This window comes from Microbacterium salitolerans (assembly GCF_019720895.1).
In the GTDB taxonomy this organism is placed as follows: Bacteria; Actinomycetota; Actinomycetes; order Actinomycetales; family Microbacteriaceae; genus Microbacterium.
Genome location: NZ_JAHKSH010000005.1, coordinates 124,916 through 144,645, shown reverse-complemented (window position 1 = coordinate 144,645; position 19,730 = coordinate 124,916). Strand labels below are relative to the sequence as shown.

Sequence of the window (19,730 nt, the reverse complement as noted above, 5' to 3'; positions counted from 1 at the left end):
GGACCCCGATGCAGTACATCTCCACGCGCGGCGGCGGCGAGCCGCTGTCGTACTGCGAGGCTCTGATCGAAGGGCTCGCGCGCGACGGCGGGCTGGCCGTGCCGCGGACGATGCCCGAGGTCGATGCGGCGACGCTCGAGGGCTGGCGCGACCTGACGTACCCCGAGCTCGCGGCGGAGGTGCTCGGCCTGTTCGCGACCGACATCCCGCGCGACGATCTCGCCCGGATGACGGCCGACGCCTACGCGGCGTTCCCCGCGGACGTCGTGCCGCTGCGCCCGATCGGCGACGGCATCACGCTCGTCGGGCTCTCCGAGGGCCCGACGCTTGCGTTCAAGGACATGGCCATGCAGTTCCTCGGACAGGTCCTCGAGTACGCGCTCGAGCGCACCGGAGACGTGCTGAACGTGCTCGGCGCCACCTCGGGCGACACGGGCTCGGCCGCCGAGCACGCGCTGCGCGGCAAGGACCGCATCTCGGTCTTCATGCTCTCGCCGCTCGGGCGCATGAGCGCGTTCCAGCGCGCGCAGATGTTCTCGCTCGACGACGAGAACATCCACAACATCGCGATCGACGGTGTCTTCGACGACTGCCAGAACCTCGTCAAGCGCCTCGCGGGCGACCTCGAGTTCAAGCACGCTCACCGTCTCGGCGCGGTCAACTCGATCAACCTCGCGCGCATCACGGCACAGGTCGTCTACTACTTCTGGGCGTGGCTGCGCGCGACCGACGAGACCGGATCCGCTGAGCTGAGCGTCACGGTCCCCTCCGGGAACTTCGGCAACATCCTCTCGGGCTTCTACGCGAAGCAGATGGGGCTGCCGATCCGTCGCCTCGTGCTTGCGACGAACGAGAACAACGTGCTCGACGAGTTCTTCCGCACGGGCGTCTACCGTCCGCGCGTCGCCGCGGAGACGCTCGCCACGTCGAGTCCGTCGATGGACATCTCGAAGGCGTCGAATCTCGAGCGCTTCATCTTCGAGCTGTTCGAGCGCGACGCCTCCCGCGTGGTCTCGGCGTGGGCAGAGCTCGACGCCCAGGGCTTCTTCGACGCCGTGCCCGACCAGCCGCGCCTCTCCGAGGAGTTCGGCTTCGCGAGCGGCACGTCGACGCATGCGGATCGCCTCGAGACGATCCGGTCGGTGCACGCCGCCAGCGGCGACCTCATCGACCCGCACACCGCAGACGGCGTCAAGGTCGCGCGCGAGCACCTCGAGGCGGGCGTCCCGATGCTCGTCCTCGAGACGGCGAAGCCCGAGAAGTTCGCCGAGACGATCCGTGAGGCTCTCGGAATCGAGCTCCAGTACCCGCCGGAGGTGCGCGACATGCTCGACGCACCGCAGCATGTCACCGAGATGCCCGACGATGCCGACGCGCTGCGCGCGTTCATCACCGCGTCGGCGCTGAGCTGATCGGCTCAGTGGTACAGTGAGGGACACAGCGGAGGGTGCCATTTCGCACGAACTCTGAACCTCCGTCGCATCTCTGCGAAGCCCCGCACGGATCCCCGACTTCTCCTGCAGGAGCGTCACGCTCACGGGAGTAACCGGGCGATCGTCGCGCCGTCTCCGGCGCGTATCAGCATCATGTTCCCGCGTGCGGATCGGCTCTGACACATCCCAACGCAAGGAGCACTCGTGGAACCCACCACTGAGACCACGGTCGGCGACACCGCCGCCGCACAGAACGACATCGACCAGGCGATCGCCGCGGCCGATGAGGCGACGGCGCCGAAGAAGGCACCGCGCAAGCGCACACCGCGACGCGCGACGACGGCCAGCACTGCGGCGGCCGCGGCGCAGCAGGCGGAAGCGACAGCCGCGGCGGAGAAGCCGGCTGAGGCCGCGCCCGCCGAGGTCGCCGAGGAGGCGCCGAAGGCCGCCCCCAAGAAGCGCGCTCCGCGTCGCACGAAGAAGCAGATCGAGGCCGACAAGGCCGCCGAGGAGGCCGCGAAGGCGGAGCAGAGCGAGGCTCCCGCCGCGGAGGCTCCGGCTGCCGAGGCTCCCGCCGAGGAGGCCCCGGCGGAGAAGCCGGCCCGCGCACGCCGCAGTCGCGCCAAGAAGACCGAGGAGCCGGCCCCCGAGGAGACCCCTCAGGCTGACGCCGGCGAGACGGAGAAGCCCGCGGAGGAGGAGAAGCCCGCGGAGGCGTCCGCCGAGGCGGAGAAGGCCGCGGAGCCCGCGAAGAAGCCGGCGCGCAGCCGCGCGCGCAAGAAGCCCGCCGCGCAGGCCGAGGAGGCGCCCGCCGAGGCTCCCGCGACCGACGCCGCGCGGGCGGAGAAGCCTGTCGACAGCGCGCCCTCGACGGAGAAGACAGCTCCCGCCGAGACCTCCGCGCCCGCCGAGTCCGAGGGCGACGCGAAGAAGTCCGAGGGCGACGCGAAGAGGTCCGAGTCCGCGAACGGCGGCGACGCCTCCGACGGCTCGAACGACTCCGACGAGCAGGAGGGCTCCGGTCGCAGCCGTCGCAGCCGCTCGCGCAACCGCCGCAAGAAGGGCGGCGACGCCGATGGCGAGGAGCAGCAGCAGAAGGGCGACGGCGGTCAGAACGGCCAGAAGAACGGCGGCCAGAAGCCCCAGGAGCAGCAGAAGCAGAGCCCCTCGGCCCAGGCGCAGGCGCAGGGCCGCGGTCGGGGCAAGCGCGGTCGCGGCCGTCCCGGGCAGGACGAGTTCGAGCCCGAGATCAACGACGACGACGTGCTGATCCCCATCGCGGGAATCCTCGACGTCCTCGAGAACTACGCGTTCGTCCGCACCACGGGCTACCTCCCCGGACAGCAGGACGTGTACGTGTCCCTCGGACAGGTGAAGAAGTACCACCTGCGCAAGGGAGACGCCGTCGTCGGCGCGATCAAGCAGCCGCGCGAGGGTGAGCAGAATGGGCGTCAGAAGTACAACGCGCTCGTCAAGGTCGACTCCGTCAACGGCCTCTCCGCAGATGACGCCGCGAACCGGGTCGAGTTCTCGAGCCTCACGCCGCTCTACCCGCAGGAGCGCCTGCGTCTGGAGACCGCGCCCGACAAGACGACGCAGCGCATCATCGACCTCGTCTCGCCGATCGGCAAGGGCCAGCGCGGCCTCATCGTCGCGCCCCCGAAGGCGGGCAAGACGATCGTGATGCAGCAGATCGCGAACGCGATCGCGCAGAACAACCCCGAGGCTCACCTCATGGTCGTGCTCGTCGACGAGCGCCCCGAGGAGGTCACCGACATGCAGCGCTCGGTGAACGGCGAGGTCGTGGCCTCGACGTTCGACCGTCCGGCCGAGGACCACACGACGGTCGCCGAGCTCGCGATCGAGCGCGCGAAGCGCCTGGTCGAGCTGGGCCGCGACGTCGTCGTGCTCCTCGACTCGATCACGCGCCTCGGCCGCGCTTACAACGTGTCGGCTCCCACCTCCGGCCGCGTGCTCTCGGGCGGCGTCGACGCGTCGGCGCTGTACCCGCCGAAGAAGTTCTTCGGCGCCGCGCGCAACATCGAGAACGGCGGATCCCTCACGATCCTCGCGACCGCGCTCGTCGAGACCGGGTCCAAGATGGACGACGTCATCTTCGAGGAGTTCAAGGGCACCGGCAACATGGAGCTGCGCCTGTCGCGACAGCTTGCCGACAAGCGCATCTTCCCGGCTGTCGACGTCAGCGCGTCGTCCACGCGCCGCGAGGAGATGCTGCTGAGCCCCGACGAGGTCAAGATCACGTGGAAGCTGCGCCGCGCGCTGGCCGGAATGGACCAGCAGCACGCGCTTGCCGTGATCCTCGAGAAGCTCAAGGACACGTCGTCGAACGTCGAGTTCCTCGTGCAGATGCAGAAGAGCATGCCGACCGCTGGGGGCCGTGGCGCGGGCCACGACGACGCCCGCTGACCGACCGTGTTCGAGTCCGTTCAGTCGCTGATCGACGAGCACCGTCGGGTTCAGGAGGAGCTCTCCGACCCGGCGGTGCACGCCGACGCCGCGCGCGCGAAGCGCGTCAATCGGCGCTACGCCGAGCTCTCGAAGATCGTGCGCGCCTACGAGGAGTGGTCCCAGGCCGGTGACGACCTCGAGGCTGCCCGTGAGCTCGCGAAGGAAGACGAGGCGTTTGTCGACGAGATCCCCGAGATCGAGACGCACCTCGCCGAGGTGCAGGAGCGCCTGCGCCGCCTCCTCGTCCCGCGCGACCCGGACGACGGGCGCGACGTGATCATGGAGATCAAAGCGGGCGAGGGCGGCGCCGAGAGCGCCCTGTTCGCGGGCGATCTCCTGCGCATGTACTCGCAGTACGCGAATGCGCAGGGCTGGAAGACCGAGATGATCGAGGCGGATCCGTCCGACATCGGTGGCTACAAGAATGTCCAGCTGGCGATCAAGGGATCCTCGAACGATCCCGCGCAGGGCGTCTGGGCGCACCTCAAGTACGAGGGCGGCGTCCATCGCGTGCAGCGCGTCCCGGCGACCGAGTCGCAGGGGCGCATCCACACGTCGACGACGGGCGTGCTCGTCTTCCCCGAGGTCGATGAGCCGGGCGAGGTCGAGATCAGTCAGAACGATCTCAAGATCGACGTGTACCGCTCCTCGGGTCCGGGAGGGCAGTCGGTCAATACGACCGACTCGGCCGTGCGGATCACCCACCTGCCGACGGGCATCGTCGTCTCGATGCAGAACGAGAAGTCGCAGCTCCAGAACCGCGAGGCGGCCATGCGCGTGCTCCGGGCGCGCATCCTCGCGCGGCAGCAGGAGGAGCTCGCGGCTCTCGCCGCCGACGCGCGCAAGAGCCAGATCCGCGGCATGGATCGGTCGGAGCGGATCCGCACCTACAACTTTCCGGAGAACCGGATCGCCGACCATCGCACGGGCTTCAAGGCCTACAATCTCGACAGCGTCATGGACGGCGCCCTCGACCCGGTGATCCAGAGCTGCATCGACGCCGACGAGGCCGAGCGCCTCGCCGCCGTCGGCGACACCGAGTAGGTCGATTCCCGGCCTGTCGCCTCGCGGCGGCGAATCGGCTCTCGGCGAATGTATCTGGCGGCGTCCGATGTGCTCCTGATGTGTGGGCCCGCGTCCTGCGGCCCGCACATCGACGGGGGAGAGCACCGTGTCCATCACTTTCACCGCACTCGCGGCAGCGGCGATCATCCTCGCGCCGCTGCCGGCCGACTCGGGCGAGGACTGGGACTACACACCCGAGACGACGCCGGAGCCCGCACTGAATGCCTCGGCGAGCGCGGCGTGCGTCTCCGACGCCCCGTGGATCGACTTCGACGTGACGCTGGTGGATCAGGCGGGTCAGTCGGCCCCGCGTGATGCGGACCTCGTCTTCGCGCGCGGCGGCGAACGGCTCGTCGTCCCTCTCGGCACGATCGATGAGACGGGCAGACTCTCGGGGCGGATTCTGTGGCCCGGCGCGTCCGTCGACGATGCGGGTCGCGGCAGCGACTGGCCGGGCTGGGTGCTCGACGACGGTGAGTGGCTCGATGTCGGCGACGCCGACCTCGGATGGACGAGGAACGGCGCGTCGGTGACGATCGCCGTCAACCCCGAGTTCGTCGCCGCGGTCGAGTATCCGCCGTCGACGCCCACGTGCGTCGCCGGCCCGCGTCCGGCGGCCGAGCGGCCCGGCGCAGCCGCGGAGCCGGGCGCGGCTGCGGGAGAGTCGCAGGTCGACGATCTCGCGGCGACGGGGACGGACATCATGCCGCCGCTCGTGGTCGGCGCCGCGGCGCTCCTCGCTGGCGTCCTCCTCGTCGCTCGTCGTCGTCGCAGCTGAGGGGAGGGGTGCACATGCGCTCGCGTCCGCGTCGCATCGCCGTCCTGGGGGTGACGATCCTCGCCGCGTGCGTCGTCGCGATGGCGGTATGGATCGGAGTGCGCGGGTGGATGGCTCATCGGGCGCTCGAGCGGGCCGAGCCCGCGGTCGAGCGCCTCGTCCAGACCATCCACGGGCTCGATGAGCAGGCGCTCATCGGCGGCGCGCTCGCGCGCGTGGCCGATGCGCGGAGCGACATCGACGAGATCGCCGCGGGGGCCGAGGAGGCCGCCGGTCTGATGGCGGATCCGATCTGGCGGCTCGGCGAGCAGGTCCCGGGGGTCGGCGCGTCGCTCGGGGCCGCGCGGGAGAGCGCCGCAGCGCTCGACGACCTGTTCGCCGACGCCGTGGTCCCCTTCGCCGACGCGGCCGCGTCCGCGTCGGACGACGAGGGTGCGCTGACGTCGCTCGCCCGGCTGCGAGGTCCGCTGGCCGATGTCGCCCAGGAGACGTCTCAGGCACTTGAACGGATCGATGCGCACGACGTCGACAGCCTCCACGGCGCGGTCGGAGATCGGATCCTGCGGCTGCGCGATGAGCTCACCGCGATCCTTCCCGTGGTGGAGGAGAGCGACAGGATCGCCGGTGTCGTCGGGTCGCTGCTGGGCGCCGAGGAGAGCACGCGGATCCTGGTGATGCTTCAGAACAACGCAGAACTGCGCACCGGGGGCGGGCTCACCGGAACGTTCTTCGAGCTCGAGACGGATGACGGCGCGTTCGAGATCCGCGAGAGCGCCGACAGCGACCAGTTCGCGCCGGCGAGGGAATCGCTCGTCTCGCTGCCGTCGGACGCTCTCGCGCTGTACGGCCACGCACCGGGGCGCCATGTGCAGAACATCACGATGACCGATGACTTCGCCCTCTCGGGGGCGCTCGCCGCCGCGTGGTGGGAACGACGAGGCGGCGAGGCGCCCGACGCGGTCGTCGCGATCGATACGGGGGTGCTGGCAGCGCTGCTGGGCGTCATCGGTCCCGTCGACGTCGAGGGCGTGACCATCGACCAGGACAACGTGCCCGAGGCGCTGCTCCGCGACCCCTACCTCACCCGCGACGCCGCCGAGCAGACGGTCTTCTTCCGCGCCGTCGCCGCGCATGTGCTCGATGCCGTCTCGAAGGAGATCGGCGAGCTGCCGCAGCTTGCGGCCGTCCTGGCGCCCCTCGCGGAGGAGGGGCGCATCGCGATCTGGAGCGCCGACCCGTCGGATCAGCGGCTCATCGAATCGACCGCGCTCGGCGGGATGCGCGCACGGACCCTGCTCGCGGGCGACGAAGGCTACGGCGTCGCCCTCAACAACACCGCTGGCAGCAAGCTCGATGTCGCCCTGGACGCGACGTTCACGGCGGCCGTCGCGGAGTGTCGTGCGGACGGCCGTGGCATCGTGCGCGTCAATGTCGCGCTGACGAGCACGGTGCCCGACGACGTCGTTCTGCCGCCGCGCATGGCGCCGGGTCTCGGCGGCGCGGATCCGGAGGACATCGCGCTGCAGGTCGCGGTCTCGGCGCCCGCCGGAGCGGTGCCGGAGAGCGCGACGATCGACGGCGAGTCCGTCCCGTCCACACGCACGTCTGCCGCGGAGCGCGCGGTCATCTCCTCAGAGGTGACCGTGGATCCGGGAGAGACGCGCGAGATCGAGTTCCGGTTCGCGTCGGCGACCATCGGCGACGTCGCACCGCGTCTCGTCCACACGCCGCTGGTGACGAGTGCGCCGACCTGGACGGAGGGCGCTGCCTGCGGGTGATCCGCTCAGGCGGATCCGCTGCGCCGGACGCGTGAGAGGCGATGGCTCTCACCCGCGCATCGCGTCACCACCCGGGCGGGTGGGGGAGCGGGCCGCGGGCGCGCTCCAGAACCGTCGCGAGGGCGAGGATCCGCGCCTCCCCGCCGGGGCGGCCGATCAGCTGGACGCTCACCGGATGGCCCGACGGGTCCGTCGTGACGGGGACGGTGAGGGCCGGGAGGCCGGCGACGTTCACGAAGCTGCTGTACGGCGCGTACTGGCACTGCTGGGCGAACGCGCGTTCGGCATCGTCGGAGTCGTGCCACCCGATCGGCCGCGGCGGCAGGGCGAGCGCCGGTGTCAGCACGGCGTCGAAGGGCGAGAACGCGTCGATTGTCGCGCGCTCGAACGCCGTCGCCGCCGAGTACGCGCCGAGCACCCGCTCGGCCGGGAGGGCCCGTCCTTCGCGCGCGAGCCACGCGGTGATCGGCTGGACCCGGTCGAGACCGTCGTCGGGGACGGGGATCCGCGCGGCCGACGCACGCCACATCGTCATGAACATGTCGGCGTAGGGGGCGGGCGACCACGACGCATCGTCGACGGCGTGGCCCGCGGCGTCGAGCATGCGGATCGCGTGCGCGACGGCGTCGTGCGCGGAGCCGTGCACCTCGATGTCCATCGCGTCGTCCCAGGGCGAGACGGTCGTCACGCCGACGAGCATCGAGGGCGCGTCTGCGACGGCGGCATCGGCGAACGGACCGGACCCGGGGGCGCGGGTCGCGTAGGAATAGGGCACGGCGTCGAGGAGGGCGTCGAGCAGGAGCGCGGCATCGTGAGCCGAGCGCGCGATGGGGCCGGTGACCGACAGACCGCCGGGGGAGTCGAGCCCGGATCCGATCGGGAGGCGTCCGCGGGACGGCTTCAGGCCCACGACGCCGACGGTCGCGGACGGGATGCGGATGGAGCCACCGCCGTCGGATGCGGGGGCCGCCGGCAGCAGACCGGCCGCGACGGCCGCTGCGGCGCCGCCGCTCGAGCCTCCTGCGCCGTGTTCCGGATCCCACGGGTCGCGCGCGGGAGGGGCGATCTGGGTCTCGGTGTATCCGGTCAGGCCGAACTCGGGAGTGCTGGTCTTGCCGAGGCTGATCGCGCCAGCCGCGTCGAGCGCGAGAGCAAGGGGGTCCGAATGCTCGGGGACGAAGTCGGCGAACGCGCGCGATCCGTACCGGGTCGGCACCCCGGCCCGGGCGGTGAGGTCCTTGTCGGCGAGCGGCAGGCCCCACAGCGGGCCGTCCGGGGCGGTCAGCGCGGCCGCGCGAGCGCGTGCGGCGCCGGCCGTGACCTCGACGAAGGCGCCGAGGCGATCGTTCTGCTCGGCGATCCGCCCGAGGTAGTGCTCGGTGAGATCGGCGGGGGCGAGATCGCGTGAGCGCAGCGCGGCGATCTGCTCCGCCGCCGAGAGATCGTGCAGCGCGGACATCAGATCTGGTAGTCGGGGGCCTGCAGGATCGCGCGGCGGTCGTCGCTCTCCTGTCGCGCACGCGCCTTCGCCGGGACGCCGAGCAGCACGCTGTCGGCGGGCGCGTCTCGAGTCACGACCGCGTTCGCCCCGACGGCGCTGCGGGCCCCGATCGTGACGGGACCGAGGACCTTGGCGCCGGCACCGACGACGACGCCGTCCTCGAGGGTCGGGTGGCGCTTGCCCTTGCTCAGCGAACGTCCGCCCAGGGTGACGCCGTGGTACAGCATGACGTCGTCTCCGACCTCGGCCGTCTCGCCGATCACGACGCCCATGCCGTGATCGATGAAGAAGCGGCGCCCGATCGTGGCCCCCGGGTGGATCTCGATGCCGGTGATCCAGCGCATCACCTGAGAGCCGGCACGCGCCACGAAGCGGAAGCCGCGGTGCCAGAGGCGGTTGCTGATCCGGTGCGCCCAGATGGCGTGCAGGCCGGGGTAGAGGATGGCGATCTCGACGAAGCCGCGCGCCGCCGGGTCACGGCGGCGCGCGGCTTCGAGATCCTCGCGGATGTTCAGGGGCATCAGGTGCTCTCCGTGAGGGGGTGCGTCGGTCAGTCGTCGAGCAGGTGCTCCCAGAGGAAGGTCGAGATGTATCGCTCGCCCGTGTCGCAGATGATGACGACGATCTTCTTGCCCGCATTCTCGGGGCGCTTCGCGATCTCGACGGCTGCCCAGACAGCGGCTCCTGACGAGATGCCGGCGAGGATGCCCTCCTTGGTCGCGAGGTCGCGCGCGACCTCGACCGACTTGTCGAGGGGGGCCTGGACGATCTCGTCGATGACATCCCGATCGAGGATCGCGGGCACGAAGTTCGCGCCGATCCCCTGGATCTTGTGGGGTCCCGCCGTGCCCTCGCTGAGGAGGGGCGAGTCGGTCGGCTCGACGGCGACCACCTGCGCGCCGGGGACCTTCTCCTTGAGCACCTGGCCGACGCCCGAGATCGTGCCGCCCGTTCCGACGCCGGCGACGAAGATGTCGACCTGGCCATCGGTGTCGGCGAGGATCTCCGCGGCGGTCGTCTCGCGGTGGATCTTGACGTTCGCCTCGTTCTGGAACTGGCGGGCGAGGACGGCGCCCGGCGTCTCGTCGACGATGCGCTTGGCCTCCTCGACTGCGCCGTTCATGCCCTTCGCGGGCTCCGTCAGCACGAGTTCTGCGCCGAACGCCCGGAGCAGGACGCGGCGCTCCTTCGACATCGAGGCGGGCATCGTGAGGATGACCTTGTAGCCGCGCGCCGCGCCGACGAGCGCGAGGGCGATGCCCGTGTTGCCCGAGGTGCCCTCGACGATCGTTCCGCCCGCGGACAGCTCGCCCGAGGCCTCCGCGGCGTCCACGATCGCGACGCCGAGTCGGTCCTTCACGCTCGAGCCCGGGTTGAAGTACTCGAGCTTTCCGTAGACATCGGCCACGGCGCCCTCGGTGACGCGGTTCAGCTGGACGAGCGGAGTCTTGCCGAACGTGCTCGTGATGTCGGAGTGGATCGCAGACATGGTGGCCCTTTCGCAGAAGTTGCGGGTCGTCAGCCGACGGGCTCGGCGGACCTGCGGCCAGCCTAGGGGCGATCCACGGGGCCGGGGCAGGGATGTGACGGAGGATTTCATCGGGCGACACGCCCTAGAGTCGGATCCCGTGTCCGACGATTCCTTCCGCGTTCCGTTCCGCGACGCCCTGCGCGGGGCGGCCGATGTGCTCGCTCAGGCCGGCGTCGCGGATCCGCTCGTCGACGCCGAGCTGCTGCTCGCGTGGACGCTCGGGCCCGAGACCTCACGGGGCGAGGTGCAGATGTGCGTCGTCCGAGGCGATGCCCTGTCGGCAGAGCACCACGGCGCCTTCCGCGCGGTCGTGGCGCGTCGCGCGGCGCGCGAACCGCTGCAGCACATCACGGGATCCGCGCCGTTCCGCCATCTGACGCTCGAGGTGGGACCCGGCGTCTTCGTTCCGCGCCCCGAGACCGAGATGGTCGCCCAGCTCGCGATCGATGCGCTCCGGGCGGTGGCGGATCCCGCGCCCCACGCCGTCGACCTGGGCACCGGCAGCGGCGCGATCGCCCTCGCCATGGCCACCGAGGTGCCGCACGCCCGCGTGCACGCGGTCGAGCGCTCAGACGACGCCATCGCCTGGACGAGGCGCAATGTCGAGCGGATCGCGCCGGCGGTCGATCTGCGGCACGGCGACCTCGCCGACGCCTTCGACGACATCGAGGGCCGGGTCGCGGTCGTCGCGACGAATCCGCCGTATGTCCCCGATGACGCGATTCCGCGCGACGAGGAAGTGCGGACGCACGATCCGCACGTGGCGCTGTACGGAGGCGCGGACGGCCTCGATGTCGTGCGCGTCATCAGCCGCGTGGGACGGCGGCTCGCGCGTCCCGGCGGAACACTCGTCATCGAGCACGGCGAGTGGCAGGGTGCGGCCATCCGAGAGCTCCTCGTCGCCGACGGGTGGACGGCCGCCGCAACCCATCCGGACCTGACGATGCGCGATCGTGCGACGACCGCTCTCCGACCCTGACCCGCCAGCCGCCTGCACGGATCTCCGACGAGGGATCCGTAGAATCGAGGCCGTGATGTCTCCTGTCTTCGACTGCCGCGATCGCGAGCAGATGCTCTCCGGGATGCGCCAGGCGCGTCAGGCCATCGCCCGCGGGCAGGTGATCGTGACGCCGACCGACACGGTCTACGGCATCGCCGCCGATGCGTTCAACGCGTCCGCCGTGCAGAAGCTCCTTGACGCGAAGGGCCGCTCGCGCACGCAGCCGCCGCCCGTCCTCGTCGGCTCCGCCGACGCCCTCGCCGCCCTCGTCGAGTCGGTGCCGGACGCCGTCACCAAGCTGGTCGAGGCGTTCTGGCCCGGCGGGCTCACGATCGTTCTTCCCGCACAGCCGTCGCTGACCTGGGATCTCGGAGAGACGCACGGCACCGTCGCGGTCCGGCAGCCCGACAATGCGATCGCGCTCGAGCTCCTCGCCGAGACGGGCCCGCTGGCGGTCTCCAGCGCCAACACGACCGGCGACGCCGCGGCGGTCGACGTCACCGCTGCGACCCGCATGCTCGGCGAGCAGGTGGCCCTCTATCTCGATGACGGACCCGTCTCGACGGGAGTCGCCTCGACGATCGTCGACGCGACCTCGCTCGTGTCCGGCCGCGGAGAGCCGTCGGTGCGCATCCTGCGCCAGGGGGCGATCAGCCGGGATGCCCTGCGCGAGGTGCTCGGCGATCTGCTCGAGGCAGAGCCGGACGCCGACTCCGGCGAAGGCCAGGCCGTGTGAAGCTCTACCTCCTCACGATCCTCCTGACGGCAGTCGTCACCTTCGCTCTGTCGTGGGTGATCTGGCGCGTCGCTCTGCGCTACCGGCTGTACCCCGAGGTCCGCGAGCGCGACGTCCACACGACGCCGACGCCGAGGCTCGGCGGCATCGCCATGTTCTTCGGCATCGTCACGGCGTTCCTCGCATCGCGGGCGGTGGACTACTTCGACATCTTCTGGATCGAGCCGCGCGTGGTCTGGTCGATCCTCGGGGCGACGCTGCTGATCGCGCTCGTCGGCGTCGCCGACGACCTGTGGGATCTCGACTGGATGATCAAGCTCGGCGCGCAGTTCCTCGCGGCCGGCGTCATCGCGATCGGGGGAGGGCTGCAGATCTACGCCCTGCCGATCGGCGGGATCACCGTGTGGTCGGGCTGGGTGAGCATCGTCCTGACGATGTTCTCGATCGTCATCGTCATGAACGCCGTCAACTTCATCGACGGCCTGGACGGCCTCGTCGCCGGCGTGTGCCTGATCGCGAACGGCGTCTTCTTCGTCTACTCCTACATCCTGATCCGCGATTCGGGCGCGACGACGTACGCCAACCTCGGCACGTTCATCGCGGCCGTCATCGTCGGCGCCTGCCTCGGGTTCCTGCCCATCAACTGGAACCCCGCGAAGATGTTCATGGGCGACACGGGCGCGCTGGTCGTCGGGCTCCTGATGGCGACGAGCGGCATCGCCATCACGGGGCAGCTGCCCCCCGCGGCGCTGGATCCGAGCATGACGGGCCGCTCGCAGATCCTCGGGACGCTCCTGCCCATCCTCCTGCCGATCATCGTCGTGATGCTGCCGCTGCTCGACTTCGGGCTCGCCGTGATCCGGCGCATGAACAGGGGCAAGTCGCCGTTCTCTCCTGATCGCGAGCACCTGCACCACCGCATGCTCGATATGGGGCATTCGGATCGCGACGCGACCCTCATCTTCTACGCGTGGACGGCCATCGCGTCGCTCACGGTGCTGCTGATGTACCTCTTCACCGGCGCGAACTGGTTCGGCGGGCACTGGTTCGGCGAGTACTGGCTGGCCATCGCCTTCGGGATCATCGGCATCGCCGCGTGCCTCGTCGTGACGCTCGTGCCGTCGAAGAAGCCGCACGCTCGCGACGCCGACGCAGCGCCCACGGCTGCGGGGCCGTGATGGTCCGCGCGTCGCTGTCCCGCAGCCCGATCCTTCGGGGGCTCCTCGTCTGGAGTGCGACGGCGTTCGCGTTCGTTCTCATCACAGCGAGCCTCATCGGCCTCGTCGTCGAGGGGCCGCACGGGCTGTGGAGCGCCGTCATCGCGGCCGTGGTCGGCCTGCTGTTCCCGGCGATGACCATCGTCGCGATCGTCGTCGCCGCCCGTTGGTCTGCGACCTCTCGCTATGCGGCGATCTTCTTCGGCGTCTTCATGATCGTCATCCTTCTGAAGATCGTCGTCTTCCTCGGCGCGCTGACCGCGATCTTCGTCATCCCGTGGATCGTCACGGGCGTCGTCTACGGCGTGCTCGTCGTCACGGCCGTCGCCTCGCTCGTCGTCGACGTCCGGATCGTTTCTCGGATCCGGGTCCGTCACTCCGCGTACGAGGGCGCCGACCCGGCGGATCCACGGGGCGGCGAGATACCCTCGTGACGTCGCGCGCGAGCCTCCGCGGCGACCGTCCGCACCGTCCCGCGCGGCGACCGCGCGAGAACTCAGGAGACCCGATGTCCTCTCCCGCTCTGTCGAGCACGCCCGTGTTGCGCACCGCCATCGTATGGAGCGTGATCGCGATCGCCGCGATCGCGATCGTCGGCGGAGGGATCGCCTTCCTCATCGTGGGGACGGACGGCGCGCTGAGCGCCCTCGCGGGTGCGGCGATCGGCGCCGTGTTCATGCTGCTGACGGCCGCGAGCATCCTCATCGCCAACCGATGGTTCGGCGACGACCTCTACGTGCCGATCTTCTTCGGAATCGTTCTGGGCGGCTGGATCCTCAAGCTCGTGCTCTTCATCGTGGCGATGCTGGTCCTCCGCGGACAGCCGTGGATCGAGCCCGTCGTGTTCTTCCTCGCGATCGTCGCGAGCGTGCTCGCGGCTCTCGCGATCGACGCGATCGTCATGCTGCGCACCCGCGTTCCGTACACCGACGCGACGCTTCCGTCGGAGGTCGACGAGGTCGACGAGGAGGGTCGTCGCCGCAGCGAGTTCGACGCGTAGTAGAAGTCGCTCGGACTTTGATAAGGTTGACGAAGTTCCTGCCGATTCCCCTCGGATGCCGATGCTGACACGTCGAGCACGGCAGGTGACGACTCCCTTGCCCCACGCCGGTCACTGTGCCGGAGCGACGAAGCCGGAGCCACACGTTGACACACGCCGTGACGCTGATTGCCTCTGCCGAAAATAGCGACGGCGAATTCCATCCGCCGTCGATCCTCGATTTCTTCCCCGAGGCGCTCTTCTCGATCGGACCGATCGACTTCACGCGGATCAACCTCGCGCAGTTCATCGCGACGGCCGTCCTCGTCATCCTGCTGCTGGTCGGCACCCGCAACATGCGGGTCGTGCCCGGTCGCTTCCAGAGCGTCGTCGAGATGGGCATGGACTTCGTCCGCGTGAGCATCGCGCACGACATCCTGGGCCGCAAGGACGGCGACCGCTTCGTGCCGCTGCTCATGACGATGTTCTTCATGGTTCTGTTCATGAACCTGACGGGCATCATCCCGTTCATCAACATCGCCGGCACGAGCGTCATCGCGGTTCCGCTGATGCTCGCGGTCATCTCGTACGTCACGTTCATCTATGCGGGCATCAAGAAGAGCCCCTCCGGCTTCTTCAAGAACGCGCTGTTCCCGTCGGGTGTCCCGCCGGTGCTCTACATCATCGTGACGCCGCTCGAGTTCCTGTCGACGTTCATCATCCGCCCCGTCACGCTGACGCTGCGACTGCTGATGAACATGATCGTCGGGCACCTCATGCTCGTCCTGTTCTTCTCGGCGACGCAGTTCTTCTTCTTCGGCATCGGCGGGGGATGGATCCCCCTCGGCGCGGGCACGCTCGCGTTCGGCTTCGCCTTCACTCTGTTCGAGGTCCTGGTGGCATTCCTCCAGGCCTACGTCTTCACGATCCTGACCGCGGTCTACATCCAGCTCGCGGTTGCGGAAGAGCACTGACGGTTCGCTCCACGCGCGCCGCCCTACGAAAGGAAAAATCCAGTGGACGCTTCTATGGTTCTCGCTGAGGTCAACGGCTCGATCGCGACGGTCGGCTACGGTCTCGCCGCCATCGGCCCGGCCATCGGTGTGGGCATCGTCGTCGGCAAGACGATCGAGTCGGTCGCCCGCCAGCCCGAGCTCGCCGGCCGCCTGCAGGTCCTCATGTGGATCGGTATCGCCTTCACCGAGGCGCTCGCCTTCATCGGCATCGCCACCGGCTTCATCTTCGGATACTGATCACTCGCCGCTGACACGTAAGGAGACAGGATGCTGAACGCTCTTGTCACGGTCGCCGCGGAGGAATCGCCGAACCCGCTGATCCCGGCTTGGTACGACATCATCTGGTCGGCGGTGTGCTTCATCGTCATCCTCGTGGTGGTCTGGAAGGTCGCGCTGCCGCGCCTCAACACGATGCTCGATGCCCGCTCCGCGGCCATCGAGGGCAACATCGAGAAGGCCGACGAGGCGCAGCGCAAGGCCGAGGCCGCGCTCGCCGAGTACACGCAGCAGCTCGCGGACGCTCGCAAGGAAGCCGGTGAGATCCGCGAGGCGGCTCGCGTCGACGGCAAGAAGATCGTCGACGAGGCGAAGTCCAACGCGCAGGCTGAGGCCGACCGCGTCACGGCATCGGCTCAGACGCAGATCGAGGCGGAGCGCCAGGCCGCGATGGTCTCGCTCCGCAGCGACGTGGGCACCCTCGCCCTCGATCTCGCCGGAAACGTCATCGGGGAGACCATGAACGACGACACGAAGGCGCAGAGCGTCGTCGATCGCTTCCTGGCCGACCTCGAGGCGTCCGAGAAGGCGGCCCAGTAATGGGAAGCGCGACGACTCACGCGCTCGAGGCGAGTGCCGCCGCGCTCGCCTCGGCCACGGTCGACCTCGACACCGCGCGCGAGCTGTTCGCAGCCGCGGGCGCGGCGGGCGACTCCCCGGCGCTGAGCGGCGCGCTGGCCGACCATGCTGCGGAGCCGGCGGCGCGCGCCAGCCTCGTGGGCACGGTCTTCGGACCGCTCTCGCCCGCAGCACGGGAGATCCTCGCGACGATCGCCGAACAGCGCTGGTCGCGTGCGGCCGACCTCGTGGCCGGCATCGAGGAGATCGCCATCCGCGCGACGGCCACGGCCGAGAGCGCGGACGTGGAGGCAGAGCTCTTCCAGGTGACGCGCGTCATCGCGCAGAACCCCGAGCTCGAACTCGCACTCGGCGCAAGCCTCGGTGACGGCGCGAAGAAGGGCGTTCTCATCGAGAAGGTCCTCGGCGGCACCGTCAGCGACGGCACGCTTCTCATCGCCCGCTCGCTCGTGCAGCAGTCCCGCGAACGTCGCGTCCGTGCGTCGCTGCAGATGGCGATGAAGGTCGTCGCCGCCGAGCGCGGCAAGGCGGTCGCCACGGTTCACACGGCTGTGTCGCTCTCGGGCGCTCAGCGCGACCGCCTCGCGGCGTCGCTCACCCGCTCCTACGGCACGCCCGTCACGATCAACGAGGTCGTCGACCCGGACGTCGTGGGCGGAATCCGCGTGCAGATCGCCGACGACGTCATCGACGGCAGCATCTCGACCCGCCTCGCCGATCTCCGGTCGAGGCTCGCAGGCTGACGCTTCCCTCTGGGAAGCAATTGGGCCCGACGGGCCCGCACAACGAAGGAAGACAATGGCAGACATCACCATCAGCCCCGACGTCATCCGTGACGCGCTGAAGGACTTCGTCTCCGCCTACGAGCCCACCGGTTCTGGCGCGAACGAGGTCGGCAGCGTCATCGACGCGGCCGACGGCATCGCCCATGTCGAGGGCCTGCCCGGCGTCATGGCGAATGAGCTCATCCGCTTCGAGGACGGCACGCTCGGCCTCGCGCAGAACCTCGACGAGCACTCGATCGGAACGATCGTGCTCGGCGAGTTCACGGGCGTCGAGGAGGGGCAGAAGGTCACCCGCACCGGCAAGGTCCTCTCGGTTCCGGTCGGCGAAGGCTACCTCGGCCGCGTCGTCGACCCGCTCGGCCAGCCCATCGACGGACTCGGCGAGATCTCCGGCATCGAGGGCGAGCGCGCCCTCGAGCTGCAGGCCGCCGGCGTCATGGAGCGCAAGTCGGTCCACGAGCCGATGCAGACCGGCATCAAGGCGATCGACGCGATGATCCCTGTCGGTCGCGGACAGCGCCAGCTGATCATCGGCGACCGCCAGACCGGCAAGACGGCTCTCGCGATCGACACGATCATCAACCAGAAGGACAACTGGGAGTCGGGCGACACCGACAAGCAGGTCCGCTGCATCTACGTCGCCGTGGGGCAGAAGGGCTCGACGATCGCATCGGTCAAGGGCGCCCTCGAGGACGCCGGGGCGATGGAGTACACGACGATCGTCGCCGCTCCCGCATCCGACCCGGCCGGCTTCAAGTACCTCGCGCCGTACACCGGCTCGGCCATCGGCCAGCACTGGATGTACCAGGGCAAGCACGTCCTCATCGTGTTCGACGACCTGTCGAAGCAGGCTGAGGCCTACCGCGCCGTCTCGCTTCTCCTTCGTCGTCCGCCGGGCCGTGAGGCATACCCCGGTGACGTCTTCTACCTGCACTCGCGTCTGCTCGAGCGCTGCGCGAAGCTCTCGGACGAGCTCGGCGCGGGGTCGATGACGGGTCTGCCGATCATCGAGACGAAGGCCAACGACGTGTCGGCCTACATCCCGACGAACGTCATCTCGATCACCGACGGCCAGATCTTCCTGCAGTCCGACCTCTTCAACGCGAACCAGCGTCCGGCGGTCGACGTGGGAATCTCGGTCTCGCGAGTCGGCGGTGACGCGCAGCTGAAGAACATCAAGAAGGTCTCGGGAACGCTCAAGCTCGAGCTCGCGCAGTACCGCTCGCTCGAGGCGTTCGCGATGTTCGCGTCCGACCTCGACCAGGCGTCGCGTCGTCAGCTCGCACGCGGAGCGCGTCTCACGGAGCTCCTCAAGCAGCCGCAGTACTCGCCGTACCCCGTCGAGGACCAGGTCGTCTCGATCTGGGCCGGCACGAACGGCAAGCTCGACACGATCGAGGTCGAGGACGTCCTGCGCTTCGAGCGCGAGCTGCTCGAGTACATGCGCCGCAACACCGAGGTCCTCACCAAGCTCCGCGAGTCGGGCAAGCTCGAGGACGACGTGGTCGCCGACATGGAGGCCGCGATTGACAAGTTCGTGCTCGAGTTCCAGCAGGGTGACGGCGCTCACCTCACGGACCCGGGTCACGAGGAGCACCGCGCAGCGGACCACGACGACGTCGGCCAGGAGCAGATCGTCAAGGGCCGCAAGGCGTAACGCCCGCAAGGGAGTCGCATCATGGGCGCACAACTCAGGGAGTACAAGCAGAAGATCTCTTCTGCTCAGACCACCAAGAAGATCACGAAGGCGATGGAGCTCATCGCGGCTTCGCGCATCCAGAAGGCGATGGCGCGCGTTCGCGCGTCGTCGCCCTTCTCCCGCGCGGTGACGCGAGCGGTCTCCGCTGTCGCCACGCACACCTCGATCGATCACCCGCTCACGCGCGAGCCCGAGAAGGTCACGCGCTCGGCGATCCTCGTGATGACGAGCGATCGCGGCCTCGCGGGCGCGTTCAACTCGCAGGTCATCAAGGAGACGCTGGAGCTCGCCGAGCTGCTGCGCTCGGAGGGCAAGGACGTCACGTTCTACCTCTTCGGACGCAAGGCCGTCGGCTACTTCCAGTTCCGCCGGATGATAGCGGCTGACGAGTGGGTCGGCGAGGCCGATGTGCCGACGTTCGACACCGCGGTTCAGATCGCCGACGCGCTGGTTCAGGCGTATGAGACCGACGAGGCAGAGGGCGGGGTCGACGAGATCCACGTCGTCTACAACCGCTTCGTCAGCATGATGGTGCAGGAGCCCGAGTCGGTTCGCCTGCTGCCACTCGAGGTCGTCGACGCCGATGAGGCCGCAGGCCCTGTCGTCGCCGAGACCTTCCCGCTGTACGAGTTCGAACCGGAGGCCACCGAGGTTCTCGATGCGCTTCTGCCGGTGTACATCCAGAGCCGCATCTTCAACGCTCTCCTGCAGTCCGCCGCTGCGAAGCAGGCGGCCACGCAGAAGGCGATGAAGTCGGCTTCCGACAACGCCGACAAGCTCATCACCGACTACACCCGCCTGCGCAACAACGCGCGTCAGGCCGAGATCACGCAGCAGATCGCCGAGATCGTCGGCGGCGCGGACGCACTGGCGTCCTAGGAACCCAGG

Annotated in this window: 19 protein-coding genes; 16 read left to right on the top strand and 3 right to left on the bottom strand. The window is 69.5% G+C overall.

What is annotated here, in order from left to right:
- Positions 1-8: 8 nt before the first annotated feature.
- The 5 genes from thrC (at position 9) to KOL93_RS12615 (ending at position 7,523) form a co-directional block, all read left to right on the top strand.
- On the top strand, positions 9-1,412 hold the full coding sequence (gene thrC / locus KOL93_RS12635) for a threonine synthase (RefSeq protein ID WP_221585751.1): 1,404 nt from the start codon (positions 9-11) through the stop codon (positions 1,410-1,412).
- Between the two features lie 225 nt (positions 1,413-1,637).
- Positions 1,638-3,860, top strand: coding sequence for a transcription termination factor Rho (rho, locus tag KOL93_RS12630; protein WP_308291631.1), 2,223 nt, complete (start codon positions 1,638-1,640; stop codon positions 3,858-3,860).
- Positions 3,861-3,866: 6 nt separating this feature from the next.
- Entirely contained in the window at positions 3,867-4,946 is a 1,080-nt protein-coding gene (gene prfA / locus KOL93_RS12625) for a peptide chain release factor 1 (protein ID WP_221585750.1), read from the top strand.
- Positions 4,947-5,073: 127 nt separating this feature from the next.
- Positions 5,074-5,745, top strand: a complete 672-nt coding sequence (locus KOL93_RS16390) for an LPXTG cell wall anchor domain-containing protein (protein WP_221585749.1) — start codon at positions 5,074-5,076, stop codon at positions 5,743-5,745.
- Between the two features lie 14 nt (positions 5,746-5,759).
- Positions 5,760-7,523: a DUF4012 domain-containing protein gene (locus tag KOL93_RS12615; RefSeq protein WP_221585748.1), complete on the top strand. Its 1,764-nt coding sequence runs from the start codon at positions 5,760-5,762 to the stop codon at positions 7,521-7,523.
- 64 nt (positions 7,524-7,587) lie between these two features.
- Here the strand turns inward: KOL93_RS12615 and KOL93_RS12610 are convergent, their stop codons facing one another.
- From KOL93_RS12610 to cysK, 3 genes are read right to left on the bottom strand one after another with little or no spacing between them, the layout of a single operon-like run.
- On the bottom strand, positions 7,588-8,982 hold the full coding sequence (locus KOL93_RS12610; RefSeq protein ID WP_221585747.1) for an amidase: 1,395 nt from the start codon (positions 8,980-8,982) through the stop codon (positions 7,588-7,590).
- Positions 8,982-9,545 (bottom strand): serine O-acetyltransferase EpsC, encoded by a 564-nt coding sequence (epsC, locus tag KOL93_RS12605; RefSeq protein ID WP_221585746.1) that lies wholly within the window; start codon positions 9,543-9,545, stop codon positions 8,982-8,984. Before epsC ends, KOL93_RS12610 begins: the two co-directional genes overlap by 1 nt.
- A gap of 29 nt (positions 9,546-9,574) precedes the next feature.
- The gene (gene cysK / locus KOL93_RS12600) at positions 9,575-10,513 is read right to left on the bottom strand and encodes a cysteine synthase A (protein ID WP_221585745.1); all 939 of its coding nucleotides are present in this window, start codon (positions 10,511-10,513) and stop codon (positions 9,575-9,577) included.
- Positions 10,514-10,652: 139 nt separating this feature from the next.
- Here cysK and prmC point away from each other — a divergent pair, with 139 nt between their 5' ends.
- From prmC to KOL93_RS12545, 11 genes are all read left to right on the top strand, one after another.
- Positions 10,653-11,534, top strand: coding sequence for a peptide chain release factor N(5)-glutamine methyltransferase (prmC, locus tag KOL93_RS12595; protein ID WP_308291630.1), 882 nt, complete (start codon positions 10,653-10,655; stop codon positions 11,532-11,534).
- A gap of 55 nt (positions 11,535-11,589) precedes the next feature.
- Positions 11,590-12,291 (top strand): L-threonylcarbamoyladenylate synthase, encoded by a 702-nt coding sequence (locus KOL93_RS12590; RefSeq protein WP_221585993.1) that lies wholly within the window; start codon positions 11,590-11,592, stop codon positions 12,289-12,291.
- The gene (locus KOL93_RS12585) at positions 12,288-13,469 is read left to right on the top strand and encodes an MraY family glycosyltransferase (protein WP_221585743.1); all 1,182 of its coding nucleotides are present in this window, start codon (positions 12,288-12,290) and stop codon (positions 13,467-13,469) included. Before KOL93_RS12590 ends, KOL93_RS12585 begins: the two co-directional genes overlap by 4 nt.
- Positions 13,469-13,942, top strand: coding sequence for a hypothetical protein (locus KOL93_RS12580; protein ID WP_221585742.1), 474 nt, complete (start codon positions 13,469-13,471; stop codon positions 13,940-13,942). The genes KOL93_RS12585 and KOL93_RS12580 overlap by 1 nt, the downstream gene beginning before the upstream one ends.
- 74 nt (positions 13,943-14,016) lie before the next feature.
- Positions 14,017-14,508, top strand: coding sequence for a hypothetical protein (locus tag KOL93_RS12575; protein ID WP_221585741.1), 492 nt, complete (start codon positions 14,017-14,019; stop codon positions 14,506-14,508).
- Between the two features lie 158 nt (positions 14,509-14,666).
- Positions 14,667-15,461 carry a F0F1 ATP synthase subunit A gene (gene atpB, locus KOL93_RS12570; protein ID WP_221585740.1) on the top strand — a complete coding sequence of 265 codons (795 nt, stop codon included), beginning with the start codon at positions 14,667-14,669 and terminating at the stop codon, positions 15,459-15,461.
- A 54-nt stretch (positions 15,462-15,515) separates the two neighbouring features.
- The gene (gene atpE, locus KOL93_RS12565; protein ID WP_197517385.1) at positions 15,516-15,740 is read left to right on the top strand and encodes an ATP synthase F0 subunit C; all 225 of its coding nucleotides are present in this window, start codon (positions 15,516-15,518) and stop codon (positions 15,738-15,740) included.
- Positions 15,741-15,770: 30 nt separating this feature from the next.
- Positions 15,771-16,319, top strand: coding sequence for a F0F1 ATP synthase subunit B (locus KOL93_RS12560; RefSeq protein ID WP_221585739.1), 549 nt, complete (start codon positions 15,771-15,773; stop codon positions 16,317-16,319).
- On the top strand, positions 16,319-17,101 hold the full coding sequence (locus KOL93_RS12555) for a F0F1 ATP synthase subunit delta (RefSeq protein ID WP_221585738.1): 783 nt from the start codon (positions 16,319-16,321) through the stop codon (positions 17,099-17,101). The genes KOL93_RS12560 and KOL93_RS12555 overlap by 1 nt, the downstream gene beginning before the upstream one ends.
- 55 nt (positions 17,102-17,156) lie before the next feature.
- Positions 17,157-18,800 (top strand): F0F1 ATP synthase subunit alpha, encoded by a 1,644-nt coding sequence (gene atpA, locus KOL93_RS12550; RefSeq protein WP_221585737.1) that lies wholly within the window; start codon positions 17,157-17,159, stop codon positions 18,798-18,800.
- A 21-nt stretch (positions 18,801-18,821) separates the two neighbouring features.
- Positions 18,822-19,721 carry a F0F1 ATP synthase subunit gamma gene (locus tag KOL93_RS12545; protein ID WP_221585736.1) on the top strand — a complete coding sequence of 300 codons (900 nt, stop codon included), beginning with the start codon at positions 18,822-18,824 and terminating at the stop codon, positions 19,719-19,721.
- The last annotated feature ends 9 nt before the right edge of the window (positions 19,722-19,730 follow it).